Consider the following 15,267-nt stretch of genomic DNA (forward strand, 5'->3'; position numbering starts at 1 on the left):
GATCAAAACGCCGTCTCGACGCTGTCCACCACCCGGTATTCATCATCCACTAAGGGTAGATAACGCCATTTATCAAATGCCGTGCACGGATGAGAAATACCGCATCCGACCCAGTCTCCCGGCATCAGCGATTCATCGTCAGGCACGCGTAAATAGGCGTGCTGATCGTTAACCTCACTGATGTGCAGATGCGTGCCGATTCGTGGCGCGGTGCCATCCGGCTGGCGAATCCATAAAGGCACGGGCAAATCCTGATCGAAAGGCACGTCCCGTCTGCCGAAATCCAGCAGGGCCAGACCAGATTCAGGGCGGGAAAGCACGCGCCCCCAGATTTCCAGGGCCGCTTCAAAATGGTGGTCAGCGCCGGGCTGGGAAAAAGGCGCAATACGCGAATAGAGCCCGCTGTCGTGTGCCATATAGGCACCCGAGCGAATCAAAGGCTGAACCGGCAGCGGCAAAACGGCCTGGGTAAAACAGTCTGTCACCACATCAAACCACGCCCCCCCGCCTGCGCTGAGCAGAATCGTCTTGCTGTGGAACAGCTGGCGTTCAGCCAGCATTCTGGCGCAGTCCAGCATAACGTTGCAGTAGTGCTGAATTAACGCCATGCCAGCCGCATCCCGCCCGGCACCCAGCGCGCCTTCATAGCCTGCGACACCCACAAGATGAAGATGGCGACTTTGGGCGATGCGCTCAGCAATCGCCAGTACCTCCTCTTCGGTTCTGCATCCTGTCCTGCCGCCGGGAATCGACACTTCAATCAAGACCGCAATGGCCGTGTCGCCCAGGTTTTGCTCCAGCAGCGTGACGCCCGCCAGGGAGTCAACGTAACAGAGAAAGCCGTGGTCAGGATGCCGACGCTGCCATTCACCAATCCAGCGAATTCCGCCAGGATCGACACATTCGTTTGCCAGAAACACGTTTCGGATACCGAAATGGCGCAGGGCGCGCACCTGAGCAGGTGTTGCTGCGCTGATCCCCCACGCGCCGCCCTGGGTCACGGCCCGGCGTAAGACTGCCGGTGCCATTGAGGTTTTGCCATGTGCTGCCAGCATGACGCCTTTCTCCTGGCAAAACGCTGCTAACTGCCGCAGGTTGTTTTCCAGAGCGGACTGTTTCATTACCATGACGGGCGAAAAGACATCTTTACTACTCAGCACGGCGGTGCCGATCTTAAGGGGAGCATCGCCCTCACCGGCAACCGATTTAAAGCGGGGCGACGGCTGCGCAGTGTCCAGCTTCGCGTCTGCGATCAGCGGAAAATGTAAAGACATGGCGGCTCCTTAGTGCTCAAGCACGCGTGACAGAAACTGTTGCGTGCGCGGATTCTGCGGATGAACAAAAATGTCGTCCGGCTTACCCTGCTCAGCAATCACGCCCTGATCCATAAAAACAACGCGATCGGCTGTTTTCCGGGCAAACCCCATTTCGTGGGTCACCACCACCATTGTCATGCCCTCGCGCGCCAGCCCGCGCATCACTTCCATCACTTCACCCACTAATTCAGGATCGAGAGCGGACGTGGCTTCATCAAAGAACATGATTTTTGGCTGCACCGCCAGGGCGCGCGCAATGGCCACACGTTGTTGCTGTCCCCCGGAGAGCTGAGAAGGGTAGTGATCGGCGCGGTCAGCCAGTCCAACGCGCTCCAGCGCTGCCATCCCGCGCGAATTCGCCTCGGCCACTGACAGCTTCTGCGCTTTTATCAGTGCCAGGGTGACATTGCCGAGGGCGGTTTTATGAGGAAACAGGTTGAACTGCTGAAACACCATGCCCACCTGACCACAAATATCACGATTGCGTTTTGGGTCGTGCAGCGGAACGTCGTTAACCCAAATTTCGCCGCCGTCGGCCTTTTCCAGACCACTCATGATCCGTAGTACGGTACTTTTACCGGAACCGGATGCGCCGATCAGCACCAGCACCTCTCCGGGCGAGACATCAAGGCTGATCTCTTTCAGAACTTGCGTAGCGCCAAATGACTTCGTAATCCGGCTCAGAGTAATGGCTGCATTTTTCATGATAACGAGTTCCTGGTTTGCTGATGCTGGACCCAGCGGGAAAGCGGAAAACAGATAACGAAATAGAGCAGGGCAACCAGACCATAAACCACTACGGGCTGTCCGATGCGATCGACGATGGCCTGGCCCTGATGCATCAGTTCCGACATGCCTATCATGCTGACGATAGAGGTATCTTTAATCAGCGACAGATACTGACCCACCAGCGGCGGCAATACGATGCCGCGAGTTTGCGGCAGAATCACGCTGGTGAAAGTTTGCCGCCTGGAGAGCCCAAGGATCCACGAAACTTCCCACTGTCCTTTCGGCACGGCTTCAATCCCGCCACGAAAAATCTCGGCAATGTAAGCGCCCTGATAAATGCTCAGGCCCAAAATGCCTGCGGCAAACAGGTTGATGTCATACCCGAAATAAGCCACGCCAAAGTAAATAAACATCAGCGTGATAAGCACGGGCGTGCCGCGAAACAGCTCGGTATAGATCACGGCAATTTGCCGGGCGACAGGGATGCGGCTGGTACGCAAAATCGCGGCCAGTAAACCCAGCAACGTGCTGCCCGCAATGGCAGCGACCGACAGCAATAACGTAATCACCAGACCGCGCCACAGGAGCGGCAGACTGCTGAGGATCAATTCGCTCATTGGGCTGGCTCCCGTTTAATCGTATGGGAAAACATTCTTTTCGCCTGCGTCCAGATGGGCCGTTTGACCGAGACAACCAGCGGCGGCATAAACAGTCGGCGTCCCGCGACATTGCCCAGCCAGGAAAACAGGTTACTGAGAAACAGATAGACCAGCGCGACGACGCTGAATGTCTGAATGTAGAGCAGCGTACGCGCATTGATGACCGTTGCGGTTCCCGTCAACTCCGGTAGCGCAATGGCTGACAGCAGTGAGGTGCCCAACAGTAGCTGAATCAGGTTGTTAATAATCGCGGGCCAGACGGCGCGCGCGGCCTGTGGCATGACCACGTTTAAAAATCGCTGGCGACGACTAATGCCAAGAATCCAGGCGGCTTCCAACTGACCTTTGGGGACGGACTGAATACCGGCGCGAAAAACCTCAGCCAGATAGGCACCGACGTTAATCCCCAGCGCCAGTACGCCCGCGGTAAAGGCGCTCATGGTAATGCCCAGCGAGGGAAGCCCGAAAAAGACGATAAAAATCTGCAGCAACACGGGCGTGTTACGAATAAATTCAACGTAGCCGTGGCTCAACCAGCGCAAAGGCGCAAAAGTCGCAGATTTCGCCAGCGCGGCCAGCAGTCCCAGCGCCAGCGCCAGCATAAAAGCCAGCAACGTCACCTGAAGCGTTAACCAGGTCGCGGCGAGAAAGGTATCGGCATATTGCCAGAGTGTCAGCCATTGGTAGCGCATAGAAAGCCTCCTCAGGAGGACACAGGCGTGACCTGTGTCCTCTTCTGTCAGAACTGCGGATTCAGCGGATAGCGAGGCTTACTGCCAAACCATTTTTGGTAGAGCTGAGCGTTCTCACCTGATGCGTTAATTTCAAACAGGAATTCGTTGAGATAGTTCGTCCACACCTGATCGCCTTGCTTGACGCCGAACGCGTTGTATTCCAGCGGAACCAGGGCTTCATTAGTGACTTCCAGTGTTGGGTCGAGTTTGGCCTGATAGGCGAGGAAGTTATTATCTTCAATCATGGCATCTGCCTGACCCTGCTTCACGGCCAGAATTGCTGCCTGAGAGGAATCATATTCCTGGATTTTTACATCGATCCCCATGCTGCGAACTTCGTCGCCGTTGGTCGAGCCTTTGACCGTCGCGATGGTTTTTCCTGCCATGTCGTGGGCCGATTTGATTCCGCTTACTTTGCGAACCAGCATCGCTTCACTGGCCACCACGTAAGGCTGAGTAAAACCAATCTCTTTGGCGCGCTCCAGGTTGCGGGTGAAATTACAGAACACGACATCCACTTTATTGGTTTGCAGATTAGGAATGCGGTTAGCGCTGGTGGTATTCACCATTTCGAGCTTTACCCCCATCGCTTTTGCCAGGGCTTTGGCCAGATCCACATCGTAACCGTCGGGATTACCGGCTTTATCGTAAAAACCGAAGGGCGCAAAGCTCAGGCAGTCACCCACCCGCAACGTGCCACGCTGAAGCACGGTTTGCAGCGTGGATGCCGGTGCGGCACCTGCGGTTTCATTTTTATTGTCCGTTGGCGTACAACCGGCCAGTGCCACCACGGTGAACAGGGCAGGCAGGAACCGGGTGAATACATTTTGCTGGAAAGTGGTATTCATATTTCTGCTCTCAAATAAAAGAGGGATATCACCAACATTATTAAATAATGTGGAGAGACGTTTTTTAATTATCACTTTTATACCGAATGCGTTTATTTCTGGCCGGGGAGATAAGAATCAGCTTTTATTTCCGTTCGGCATTAAAACACGTCATATCGACTTCGACTTTGCAATCCACAACCAGGTCCTGCACGCTGCAAATACGGGCGGGCGGGTTATCATGAAAAAGCTCACTAAACACTTTATTAAATGAGCTGAAGTAACGTGCATCCGTCAGGACAGCCGTCACATGCACCACATCCTGAATCCGATAGCCTGCTTCCTGCATAATGGTCAGACAGTTGTCGAAGGCCAGGCGCGTCTGCTCAATGATGCCGCCTTCAACGACCTCGCCGCCTTTCATTGGCGTCTGCCCTGAGATATACAGCCAGCCGTCGGCTTCTACCGCACGGGCAAAAGGCAGCTTTTGTCCTCCGGTACCGACACCGCCCTCTGTGCCATAGCGCTTGATTGTCATGCTTGTGCCCTTAGAATCATTCCTGTAGCTTGTCTGATATACCGGAATCAAATCTGCAATACCGGATAGGTCGAGATTTGCACAATGTTATTTCTTTTGCAATAGCCTGATCAGGGATTATTTTGATGCTTTACAACTGGCTTCACGAATATTTGCCATTAATGATAAGTTTTTTAAATAAATGGTGATGAAGATCTCTTTTTATCATTATTGAGTGCGCTCTTTTGGTGCCCTGATAAATAGCATGTCGCGAAAAAAAGAAAAGGCGGGATAGCGTGCGCGACCGTAGGTAAAACAAAGTGGGCTGTGTATGATGTATTACATCAACCTTAACGTGACGATCCCGGCAGGAGAATAAGGGTATGCAGGAAGATAAACCCGCCAGAGCACGTGGCGTGGACCGTGTGATCGCGATTTTTCGTCAGTTACACGTTGCCCGCCAGCCCATGGCGATGCGTGAACTGATCGAGGCGACGGGCGCGCCCCGCTCAAGCGTGTATGAACTGGTTAATCTGTTGAGTGAGGCGGGGCTGGTCGAAATTGATTCGGAAGGCAGTATCTATTTTGGCCGTGAAATGCACTATTACGGTGCAGATTATATGGCGCACAATCCCCTGATCCGTCGTGCCCATCAGTTAATGATCGAGATGGTTGCTGAGCATGGTGAAACCGTGCAGCTGTGTATGCTGGAAGGCAATAAATACACGGTGGTGCTGTCAGAGAGCAATGCCCATCCGTTCAAGATAACCTCCGATATCGGCGTTAAAATCCCGATTCCCTGGACAGCCACCGGCCGCTTGCTGCTGAGTAACTGGAGCGATGAGGCGATTTTGGCCCTGATCCCAGAAGAGGATTACCAGCTGGCGAACGGGAAGGTGCTGGATAAGCAGGACTTTCTGGCTGACATTCACCGGGCCGGGCATCTTGGCTACTCGATGACGGAAGGGCTGTCAGAGAGCTTTACCTGCTGTATGGCTGCGCCTATTCGCGCCCGCAACGATCTGGCGGTGGCGGCCATCTGTTTTATGGTAAGCCGGGATACACCAGAAGCGCGGCGTCAGATGCTGCTGAAAACCTTAATTAACGCGGGTCAGAAGCTGTCTGACTTTACCTGAGCCGACGGGCAAGTTGAAAGCAGCGCCGCGTGGGGAAACGAGGCGCCCGGCGCTGTTGGCTCAGGGGCTACAGGTCTTTCAGCCCCGCAAACGCATCGGCTGTGCGCGTCACGTTGACCTTTGTGACCTCATAATGGGCCACGGCGACAAAGGGATCTTCCGCCAGAATCGTATCCAGCCGGGCGCGATCCATGTCTCTTACCATGATCATGCCGCCCGTGCGGGGATCTTTGCGGCCGGCAGCAATAAACTCACCGTTGTCAAAATAGCGATCCAGCCACGTTATATGGGGTGCCAGCAGGGCTTCCACTTCCTCGATGGGTCGAAAATAACTCAGGTAAATGACATACATCGTCTGTCCTCACACTTTGGGGTTGGTTAACTCGCTCAGCAATGGCAGCAGCACTTTAACGCTGTCATGGGTACGAAGACCAATCCGGCCGGGTAGCCAGTGATCTAAAAAATCCAGATTATCGCGATCGGTCTGATGCCAGGTCGTGCCATCCGGGAAATGCCGGGAACGGGTGCGTTGCTGTTCACCATCCTTGCTGCCCAGGTTCCAGTTTCGCGCAGTGACATCAAGCAAAGGGAATCCTGCCGCGTCGAAAGGATTGATGCCCTGAAAATCAGTGCTCTTCATCTGACGACTGACGGCAGAAATGCCATAGCGGCGAGCCAGCAGTAAGGCGCGTTCGCTGGTCTGTTTACGCACGGCGCGCGGCGTGTTGATGCCGCTGTTGAAATAAAGGTGGTCGCCCGTAATCAGGCTGTTGAGATCGATCACCAGCAGCGTATTTTTTTTCTCTTTCTCACTCATGCGTGCCACATAGTCTTCCATGCCGTGCAACTGTGATTCGCTGGCGCTGAGCGCGACAAAGCGCACGCCATAATGGAGCGGTTTATGACTCATCTGCCGGGCCAGTTCCAGCATCACGCCAAGCCCGGATGCATTGTCATCAACGCCTTGCAAACGCAATCCGCCTACGCTGCGCGCGGTTTCACTGCGGGTAAGCGGAATCCAGGTATCCAGGCTGGCGACAACCAGGATTTCCTGGGGCGCACTGCCTTCACGCGCGGCAATAACCGATGTAGCAGTAAGCTTATGCCAGCGCGAGGTGCCGTCATTTTCATGCCAGCTGTAGCCGGTATTAAACTGCCGGGTATTAGTTTCAAAACCGAGTTGGGTAAACTGCTGCTGCAGATAGTCGGCCGCCATCAGTTCAGCCGGGCTTCCGCTCATGCGGCCGGGAAAATAGGTGGCAATATGACGAACCTGTTGCTCAGCAAAGTGCCCGGTCAGGTCGGTCACGGCCTGAGCGCTGAAAATAATGCAGCCGCCAAGCAGTACGGCCAGGCGGAGAAAGGCAGACATGTCGGGTTCCTTGTGGATCATTCCGTAAAAAAGGGCCATATTTTTTTGTGCCTAGTATGAAACTGTGACGGTGATTACACAATTTGAATCGTCCGGAAAGCCTCATAAGATCATTCGCTAAGCACATTTTGTTCTGAGCTTTTGCCGGGCGTTATTCCATTCGGTAACATCTCATTCCAATTCGTAATTTCATCTCAATAAACCTGTGAACGTATAGTCGCGATAACGCTTCGTAACAACACTAGGGTTAACGTGGATTATTTGCCTCTTTTTGCCGATCTCGCAGGTCGACCCGTACTGGTCGTCGGCGGCGGAGATATCGCGGCGCGCAAGATTGAGCTGCTGCGTCGGGCCGGGGCGCGCATTCAAATCGCCTCACGCGAACTCTGCCCCGAGTTACAGGCTTTGCTGGATGAACAGCAGCTTGAATGGCTGGCCACGTCCTTTGAACCCGCTCAGCTCGACAAGGTCTTTCTGGTCATTGCCGCTACCGATGACAATGCGCTGAATGCGCAGGTCTATGACGAAGCGAATGCCCGCCACAAGCTGGTAAACGTGGTAGACGATCAGCCTAAATGCAGCTTTATTTTCCCCTCTATTGTTGATCGCTCGCCACTGGTCGTGGCGATCTCCTCCAGTGGCACCGCGCCGGTGCTGGCCCGCATGCTGCGCGAGAAACTCGAAACGCTGCTGCCATCCCATCTGGGCCAAATGGCCGAGCTGGCGGGTCAGTGGCGTGACAAAGTCAAAGCTCGCTTCAGCCGTATGTCCGATCGCCGTCGTTACTGGGAAAGAATATTTAATGGCCGTTTTGCCAGTCAGATGGCGACGGGCGACGTTACGGCCGCTAAACAGACGCTGGATAGCGAACTGGGCGATCAGCCGCCCCGACAGGGCGAAATTATTCTGGTTGGCGCGGGGCCCGGCGACAGCGGCCTGTTAACCCTGCGCGGACTGCAGGTGATGCAGTTGGCGGACGTGGTGCTCTACGATCATCTCGTCAGCGATGAGGTGCTCGATCTGGTCCGGCGCGATGCCGATCGTATCTGCGTAGGCAAGCGTGCCAGCGCCCATCTCCTGCCGCAGGACGAAATTAACCAGTTGATGGTGCAGCTGGCGCAGAAAGGCAAACGTGTGGTGCGCCTTAAAGGCGGCGATCCCTTTATTTTTGGCCGCGGCGGCGAAGAGTTGCAGGCGGCGCAGCAAGCGGGCATTCCATTCCAGGTCGTGCCTGGCGTAACGGCCGCCGCAGGGGCTACCGCCTATGCCGGCATTCCGCTGACGCACCGTGATTACGCACAAAGCGTGCTGTTTATCACCGGACACTGCCGTCCGGATGGCGATGATATTGACTGGCCATCCCTCGCGCGTGCCCGTCAGACGCTGGCGATCTACATGGGCGCTGTCAAGGCGGCTCACATCAGCCAGCAGCTTATTCTTCATGGGCGCGCCGCCTCAACACCGGTTGCGGTGATTGGGCGCGGTACCCGACCGGATCAACAGGTATTGACCGGCACACTCGAACATCTGGAGACGCTGGCAGCGTCAGCGCCTTCCCCGGCCCTGCTGGTGATTGGGGAAGTGGTTAATTTACACGGGCAACTGGCCTGGTTTCAGCATTCGGCACAGCAGGGGGCTCGCGAGTCCGCCGTTGTCAATCTGGCTTGAGAGGAAAAACGATGGACCAAAAACGACTCACTCATCTGCGCCAACTGGAGGCGGAGAGCATCCATATTATCCGCGAAGTGGCAGCCGAATTCGGCAATCCGGTCATGATGTATTCCATCGGCAAGGATTCCTCAGTCATGCTGCATCTGGCGCGTAAGGCCTTCTACCCAGGCACGTTGCCGTTCCCGTTGCTGCACGTGGACACCGGCTGGAAATTTCGCGAGATGTATGAATTCCGCGACCGCACCGTCAAAGCGATGGGCGCGGAGCTGTTGGTACATCGCAATCCCGAAGGGGTGGCGATGGGGATCAACCCCTTTGTGCACGGCAGCGCCAAGCACACCGACATTATGAAAACCGAAGGCCTGAAGCAGGCGCTGAACAAGTACGGCTTTGATGCGGCCTTCGGCGGCGCCCGTCGGGATGAAGAGAAGTCACGTGCCAAAGAGCGTATTTACTCGTTCCGTGACCGTTTTCACCGCTGGGACCCAAAAAATCAGCGCCCGGAACTGTGGCACAACTACAACGGCCAGATTAACAAAGGTGAGAGCATCCGTGTTTTCCCGCTGTCTAACTGGACCGAGCTGGATATCTGGCAATACATCTTCCTGGAAAACATTGAGATCGTGCCGCTTTATCTGGCCGCGCCGCGTCCCGTACTGGAACGTGATGGCATGTTGATGATGATCGATGACGATCGAATTAACCTCCAGCCAGGTGAAGTGATCAAACAGCGCATGGTTCGTTTCCGTACCCTTGGGTGCTGGCCGTTGACCGGTGCGGTGGAATCTGAAGCGCAAACCTTGCCTGAGATTATTGAAGAGATGCTGGTTTCCACCACCAGCGAGCGTCAGGGCCGTGTGATTGACCGCGATCAGTCCGGTTCGATGGAACTGAAAAAACGTCAGGGTTATTTCTAAGGAGACGCCAGATGAATACCGTAATTGCACAACAGATTGCCGAACAGGGCGGCGTTGAAGCCTGGCTGACCGCACAACAACATAAAAGCCTGCTGCGTTTTCTGACCTGCGGCAGCGTCGATGACGGCAAAAGTACGCTGATTGGCCGCTTGCTGCATGACACGCGTCAGATCTATGAAGATCAGCTGTCTTCATTACAAAGCGACAGCAAACGTCACGGCACCCAGGGCGAGAAACTGGATCTGGCGCTGCTGGTCGATGGTTTACAGGCCGAGCGCGAGCAGGGGATCACCATTGATGTCGCCTATCGCTATTTCTCCACCGAAAAGCGTAAGTTCATCATCGCTGACACGCCAGGCCATGAGCAGTACACCCGCAATATGGCAACGGGCGCATCAACCTGTGACCTGGCGATCCTGCTGATCGACGCCCGCAAAGGCGTACTGGATCAGACGCGTCGCCACAGCTTTATTTCGACGCTGCTGGGCATCAAGCATCTGGTTGTGGCGATAAACAAAATGGATCTGGTGGATTACCAGCAGTCTGTGTTTGAGCAGATCAAGCAGGATTACCTCGATTTTGCCGGCCAGTTGCCTGAAGATCTGGATATTCGCTTTGTGCCGATGTCGGCGCTGGAAGGCGAAAACGTCGCCTCACAGAGCCAGAGCATGCCGTGGTACAGCGGCCCGACGTTACTCGACGTTCTGGAAACCGTGGAGTTAAACGCGGTGGTGGATCACCAGCCGATGCGTTTCCCGGTGCAGTATGTTAATCGTCCCAATCTCGACTTCCGCGGTTATGCCGGTACGCTGGCCTCTGGCGTGGTGAAAGTGGGACAGCGCGTTAAAGTCCTGCCTTCAGGCGTGGAGTCCACCATTGCCCGCATTGTGACCTTTGACGGCGATCTGCAGGAAGCGGGAGCGGGCGAGGCCATTACGCTGGTCCTGAACGACGAAATCGATATCAGCCGTGGCGATCTGTTAGTGGACGCCAGCGCCGAGCTGCGCGCCGTTCAGTCCGCCACCGTCGATGTGGTGTGGATGGCAGAGCAGCCGCTTCAGGCCGGGCAGAGCTACGATGTAAAAATCGCCGGTAAGAAAGCCCGTGGACGAGTGGAAAAGGTCATTCACCAGGTTGAGATTAATTCACTGGAGAAACGGCAGGTGGACAATCTGCCGCTGAACGGGATTGGCCTTGCTGAGTTTACGTTTGATGAGCCGCTGGTGCTTGACAGCTATCAGCAAAATCCCGTAACCGGCGGCATGATCATTATTGACCGTCTGAGTAACGTCACCGTAGGCGCGGGGCTGATTCATGAGCCACTGAACGATCGGCCGCAGCACAACGGCGAGTTCAGCGCGTTCGAACTCGAGCTTAATGCACTGGTCCGTCGCCACTTCCCGCACTGGAATGCGCGCGATCTGCTGGGCGGTCAGTAATGGCCCAACACGATGAAAACGTAGTATGGCATGACCATCCGGTTACGCAGCAGGCACGCGAACAGCAACATGGCCATCAGGGCGTGGTACTGTGGTTTACCGGCCTTTCGGGGTCCGGTAAATCCACCGTTGCGGGGGCGCTGGAGCAGGCGCTACACCGCATCGGTGTCAGCACCTATCTGCTGGACGGCGATAATGTCCGTCACGGGTTGTGTCGCGATCTGGGCTTTAGCGATGAACATCGTAAAGAGAATATCCGCCGTGTAGGCGAGGTAGCCAAACTGATGGTGGATGCCGGTTTGGTCGTCCTTACCGCCTTTATCTCACCGCACCGTGCCGAGCGCCAGATGGTGCGCGATCTGCTGGACAGCGACCGGTTTATCGAGGTTTTTGTCGACACGCCGCTGGCAGTGTGTGAAGCGCGCGATCCTAAAGGGTTGTACAAAAAAGCCCGTGCAGGCGAGTTACAGAATTTCACCGGAATAGACAGCGTTTATGAAGCGCCGGACCAGCCAGAAATCTGGCTTAACGGGGAACAATTGGTTACAAAACTGACGGCCCAATTGTTAGATCTGCTGCGTCAGCGCGATATTATCAGTTCCTGAACAGACAGCGGCAAAGCGCCTTTCGTTTTGCCGCCTTCGCGTTGACAGGATATTTATGCAGAACATTACTCCCATGCTGGCACGCAAAGACCACCGTACACCGGATGAGCCTCGTTCCGTCCTTCCTGGAGGCGTCATTGGCTTTATCTGTTACTGGTGCGCGCTTGCCATACCTTTCCTGTTGTACGGCTCCAGCACGCTGTTTTTCTTCCTCTACACGTGGCCCTTTTTCCTGGCCCTGTTTCCCGTTTCCGTTCTCACAGGGATGGTATTGAATACCTGGCTCCGTGGGCAACTGCTCTGGACCGTTCTGATCTGCGTTGCTGCGGTGGCCTGTCAGTTCTGGTTACTGTTCCTGTTTCTGTCCCGCTGGTAAGGACACTGATGTCCAAACGCAGCAGCAGGTTACAAAAGTTTTCCTGCTTTGCGTCCGATCTTTTCCTCCCTTTTTTGTCTGCATAAACGGCATTGCACGCCATTTTTACTGCCAGTGTGGAGTCCTGGGTAAAGTTATGGGATGATTGGGCCGTTTTTAGGGGGCGGGATGGGAAAACTGACGTTACTGCTGTTGGTGCTGTTGGGTTGGCTGCAATATTCATTGTGGCTGGGTAAGAACGGCATCCATGACTTTACGCGCGTCAACGATGACGTTGCGGTACAAAAGGCGAATAACGCCAAATTGAAAATGCGCAACGATCAACTCTTTGCTGAAATTGACGATCTCAATGGCGGCTCTGAAGCGATTGAGGAACGCGCACGCAGCGAATTAGGCATGATTAAGCCTGGTGAAACCTTCTATCGTCTGGTCCCTGACCAGAACAAACGCAACGCGCAACAAGCCGCGCAAAACCAACAACGATAAAACATGAACAATCGGTCCCACTCTGCGGATGTGATTGCCGTTGTGCCCGCTGCCGGTATCGGCAGCCGCATGCAGGCAACCTGCCCTAAACAGTATCTGACGATTGGTCAGCACACCCTTCTGGAACACAGCATTGCCCGTCTGTTTTCCCATCCAGCCGTCTCGCAGGTTATCGTCGCGTTAAGCCCAGACGATCGGCACTTTGCTGCTTTGCCCCTGGCAGACGATCCGCGCGTGATTTGCGTCATCGGGGGCGATACGCGCGCGGAGTCGGTTCTGGCCGGCCTGCAGGCAGCTCAGGGTGCCAGCTGGGTGCTGGTTCACGATGCGGCACGGCCTTGCCTGCATCCTGACGACCTGGATCGTCTGCTGCAGTTGCGGGAAACCAGCAAAACGGGCGGCATTCTGGCGGCACCCGTGTGTGACACCATGAAACGCGGCGAGCCTGGTCAGGCGGCGATTGCGCACACTGTCGATCGCGACAACCTGTGGCACGCTTTAACCCCGCAATTTTTCCCCCGTGCCTTACTGACGGCCAGCCTGATGCGAGCCTTGAAAGAAGGGGCGACCATTACCGACGAAGCCTCGGCGCTGGAGTACTGCGGTTATCATCCTGAGCTGGTAACAGGCCGTAGCGACAACATCAAAGTTACCCGCCCGGAAGACTTAGCCCTGGCGGCTTTTTATCTCAGTCAGATTCAGTCAAAGGAGAGCACATAATGCGTATCGGTCACGGTTTTGACGTTCACGCCTTCGGTGGAGAAGGTCCGCTGGTGATTGGCGGTGTGCGAATCCCATTTGAGTATGGCTTTATTGCCCATTCCGATGGTGATGTGGCGCTGCATGCGCTCACCGATGCGCTGTTGGGCGCGGTGGCCATGGGCGATATTGGCAAGCTGTTCCCGGACACCGATCCGGCGTTCAAAGGCGCGGACAGCCGCGGGCTGTTGCGTGAAGCATGGCGTCGCATTGAGGCTAAAGGCTACTGCATTGGCAACGTCGATGTCACGCTGATTGCCCAGGCACCTAAAATGCTGCCGCACGTGCCGCAAATGCGCATTAACATTGCCGAAGATCTGGGCTGCCACATGGACCAGGTTAACGTTAAAGCCACCACCACCGAGAAACTCGGTTTTACCGGTCGGGGTGAAGGTATTGCCTGTGAAGCGGTGGCCTTACTGTTGAAAGTAGAACCGGCATGACGCTGCACTACCTGCAGGGTACGCCAAAGGCGACAGGCGTGATTAAAGCGACACCGGAAGATTTCGTGGTCGTGGAAGATTTGGGTTATCAGCCGGATGGCGAGGGTGAGCACGTGCTGGTGCGCATTCGCAAAAGCGGCGCCAATACCCGTTTTGTTGCCGAAGCACTGGCGAAGTTTATGAAGGTCAGCGTACGCGACCTGAGCTATGCGGGCATGAAAGATCGCCACGCGGTCACTGAACAGACGCTTTGCTTTCGCGTCCCCGGCAATTCCATGCCCGTTCTGGCGGGGTTTGCGCTGGACGGCGTTGACATACTTGAGGTGGTGCGCCATAAGCGCAAGCTGCGCATCGGTGCCCTGGCGGGAAATGCATTCCGGCTGGTGATCCGGCAGGTCAGCCATCGTGAGGAAACAGAGGCGCGGCTGGTTAGCATCCGTGATAACGGCGTGCCCAACTATTTTGGCGAACAACGCTTTGGCCGCAACGGCAATAACCTGGTGACGGCAGCAAAGTTAGCGCGGAACGAGATTCAGATACGCGATCGCAGCAAGCGCGGACTGATGCTCTCGGCGGCGCGCAGTGCGCTGTTTAATCAGGTGACCAGCATGCGTTTAGCGCAGCAGGGCGGATTAACCCAGGTTATGAACGGGGATGCACTGCAGCTTACCGGTCGCGGCAGCTGGTTCGTTGCCCAGCCGGAAGAGCTGGCCGAGCTGCAGACGCGTGTTAATCAGCATGCGCTTCGCATTACGGCACCGTTACCGGGGCAGGGCGAGCCCGGCCCTCAGGCGGATGCGCTGGCTTTTGAACAGCAGTGCCTGGCCGATGCCGGTGAGCTGCGCGGTCTGCTTGAGCGTGAGCGCGTGGATGCCGGGCGCCGGGCGATGCTGGTGGTTCCGCGCGACCTGCGCTGGCGCTGGCAGGATGAGGCCACGCTGGAGATGCAATTCTGGCTGCCCGCAGGCAGCTTTGCCACCAGCGTTGTCCGGGAGTTGCTCAACAGCACCGAGTTACTTGATATGCCTGACGAATAAGCCGCGACGTCGCCTGTGTATCAGAACCGGCCTCGTCGCCAAGCTGCCAACGAGCCGCCTAGGCGGCCCGTTGGCATGGCAGTGTGCGTATTTCATTGTTCCAGATGCTTCCACATCGTGGCAACCTTGCTCTTTTCCTGCCCGCTCGTTTGATTTTCGCCTACCACTTCCTCTCGCTCACCGCTAGAATGCAAAAGTCGCTGTCCACTCTTAACTTGTTGCCATGCCTCAAAACAGGTCCATA

Annotated in this window: 18 protein-coding genes; 10 read left to right on the forward strand and 8 right to left on the reverse strand. The window is 55.7% G+C overall.

Annotated features, from left to right (window positions below; translation table 11 throughout):
- Nucleotides 1–2: 2 nt before the first annotated feature.
- The 6 genes from PAGR_RS04985 to PAGR_RS05010 all read right to left on the reverse strand — a co-directional run bounded on the left by PAGR_RS04985 (nucleotide 3) and on the right by PAGR_RS05010 (nucleotide 4,803).
- Nucleotides 3–1,274: an alanine racemase gene (locus PAGR_RS04985; RefSeq protein WP_014605167.1), complete on the reverse strand. Its 1,272-nt coding sequence runs from the start codon at nucleotides 1,272–1,274 to the stop codon at nucleotides 3–5.
- Between the two features lie 9 nt (nucleotides 1,275–1,283).
- Nucleotides 1,284–2,021, reverse strand: coding sequence for an amino acid ABC transporter ATP-binding protein (locus PAGR_RS04990; RefSeq protein WP_013026933.1), 738 nt, complete (start codon nucleotides 2,019–2,021; stop codon nucleotides 1,284–1,286).
- Nucleotides 2,018–2,662 carry an amino acid ABC transporter permease gene (locus PAGR_RS04995; protein ID WP_013026932.1) on the reverse strand — a complete coding sequence of 215 codons (645 nt, stop codon included), beginning with the start codon at nucleotides 2,660–2,662 and terminating at the stop codon, nucleotides 2,018–2,020. Before PAGR_RS04995 ends, PAGR_RS04990 begins: the two co-directional genes overlap by 4 nt.
- On the reverse strand, nucleotides 2,659–3,396 hold the full coding sequence (locus PAGR_RS05000) for an amino acid ABC transporter permease (RefSeq protein WP_014605168.1): 738 nt from the start codon (nucleotides 3,394–3,396) through the stop codon (nucleotides 2,659–2,661). Before PAGR_RS05000 ends, PAGR_RS04995 begins: the two co-directional genes overlap by 4 nt.
- A 47-nt stretch (nucleotides 3,397–3,443) precedes the next feature.
- A complete protein-coding gene (locus PAGR_RS05005; protein WP_013026930.1) occupies nucleotides 3,444–4,286 on the reverse strand; it encodes an ABC transporter substrate-binding protein in 843 nt (280 codons plus the stop codon).
- 124 nt (nucleotides 4,287–4,410) lie between these two features.
- Complete coding sequence (locus tag PAGR_RS05010) at nucleotides 4,411–4,803, reverse strand: RidA family protein (RefSeq protein ID WP_013026929.1); 393 nt, start codon at nucleotides 4,801–4,803, stop codon at nucleotides 4,411–4,413.
- Between the two features lie 362 nt (nucleotides 4,804–5,165).
- Here PAGR_RS05010 and PAGR_RS05015 point away from each other — a divergent pair, with 362 nt between their 5' ends.
- A complete protein-coding gene (locus tag PAGR_RS05015) occupies nucleotides 5,166–5,918 on the forward strand; it encodes an IclR family transcriptional regulator (RefSeq protein WP_013026928.1) in 753 nt (250 codons plus the stop codon).
- A gap of 67 nt (nucleotides 5,919–5,985) precedes the next feature.
- Here the strand turns inward: PAGR_RS05015 and PAGR_RS05020 are convergent, their stop codons facing one another.
- Nucleotides 5,986–6,270: a YciI family protein gene (locus tag PAGR_RS05020; RefSeq protein ID WP_013026927.1), complete on the reverse strand. Its 285-nt coding sequence runs from the start codon at nucleotides 6,268–6,270 to the stop codon at nucleotides 5,986–5,988.
- A gap of 9 nt (nucleotides 6,271–6,279) precedes the next feature.
- A complete protein-coding gene (locus PAGR_RS05025) occupies nucleotides 6,280–7,290 on the reverse strand; it encodes an aminopeptidase (RefSeq protein WP_014605170.1) in 1,011 nt (336 codons plus the stop codon).
- A gap of 252 nt (nucleotides 7,291–7,542) precedes the next feature.
- On the opposite strand from PAGR_RS05025, the gene cysG reads away from it, so the two are divergent.
- The 9 genes from cysG to truD all read left to right on the forward strand — a co-directional run bounded on the left by cysG (nucleotide 7,543) and on the right by truD (nucleotide 15,023).
- Entirely contained in the window at nucleotides 7,543–8,958 is a 1,416-nt protein-coding gene (cysG, locus tag PAGR_RS05030; protein ID WP_013026925.1) for a siroheme synthase CysG, read from the forward strand.
- A gap of 11 nt (nucleotides 8,959–8,969) precedes the next feature.
- Nucleotides 8,970–9,878 (forward strand): sulfate adenylyltransferase subunit CysD, encoded by a 909-nt coding sequence (gene cysD / locus PAGR_RS05035; protein ID WP_006120739.1) that lies wholly within the window; start codon nucleotides 8,970–8,972, stop codon nucleotides 9,876–9,878.
- 11 nt (nucleotides 9,879–9,889) lie between these two features.
- Entirely contained in the window at nucleotides 9,890–11,317 is a 1,428-nt protein-coding gene (gene cysN, locus PAGR_RS05040; RefSeq protein ID WP_013026923.1) for a sulfate adenylyltransferase subunit CysN, read from the forward strand.
- The gene (gene cysC / locus PAGR_RS05045; protein WP_014594432.1) at nucleotides 11,317–11,922 is read left to right on the forward strand and encodes an adenylyl-sulfate kinase; all 606 of its coding nucleotides are present in this window, start codon (nucleotides 11,317–11,319) and stop codon (nucleotides 11,920–11,922) included. The genes cysN and cysC overlap by 1 nt, the downstream gene beginning before the upstream one ends.
- 55 nt (nucleotides 11,923–11,977) lie before the next feature.
- Nucleotides 11,978–12,298 (forward strand): DUF3561 family protein, encoded by a 321-nt coding sequence (locus PAGR_RS05050; RefSeq protein ID WP_013026921.1) that lies wholly within the window; start codon nucleotides 11,978–11,980, stop codon nucleotides 12,296–12,298.
- Nucleotides 12,299–12,466: 168 nt separating this feature from the next.
- Nucleotides 12,467–12,784: a cell division protein FtsB gene (gene ftsB / locus PAGR_RS05055; protein ID WP_024471451.1), complete on the forward strand. Its 318-nt coding sequence runs from the start codon at nucleotides 12,467–12,469 to the stop codon at nucleotides 12,782–12,784.
- Between the two features lie 3 nt (nucleotides 12,785–12,787).
- Nucleotides 12,788–13,504, forward strand: a complete 717-nt coding sequence (gene ispD / locus PAGR_RS05060) for a 2-C-methyl-D-erythritol 4-phosphate cytidylyltransferase (RefSeq protein ID WP_014605171.1) — start codon at nucleotides 12,788–12,790, stop codon at nucleotides 13,502–13,504.
- Complete coding sequence (ispF, locus tag PAGR_RS05065) at nucleotides 13,504–13,986, forward strand: 2-C-methyl-D-erythritol 2,4-cyclodiphosphate synthase (RefSeq protein WP_013026918.1); 483 nt, start codon at nucleotides 13,504–13,506, stop codon at nucleotides 13,984–13,986. Before ispD ends, ispF begins: the two co-directional genes overlap by 1 nt.
- Entirely contained in the window at nucleotides 13,983–15,023 is a 1,041-nt protein-coding gene (gene truD / locus PAGR_RS05070; RefSeq protein ID WP_013026917.1) for a tRNA pseudouridine(13) synthase TruD, read from the forward strand. The genes ispF and truD overlap by 4 nt, the downstream gene beginning before the upstream one ends.
- Nucleotides 15,024–15,267: the final 244 nt, after the last annotated feature.

Origin of the sequence: Pantoea ananatis PA13 (genome assembly GCF_000233595.1) — a bacterium.
GTDB lineage: Bacteria > Pseudomonadota > Gammaproteobacteria > Enterobacterales > Enterobacteriaceae > Pantoea > Pantoea ananatis.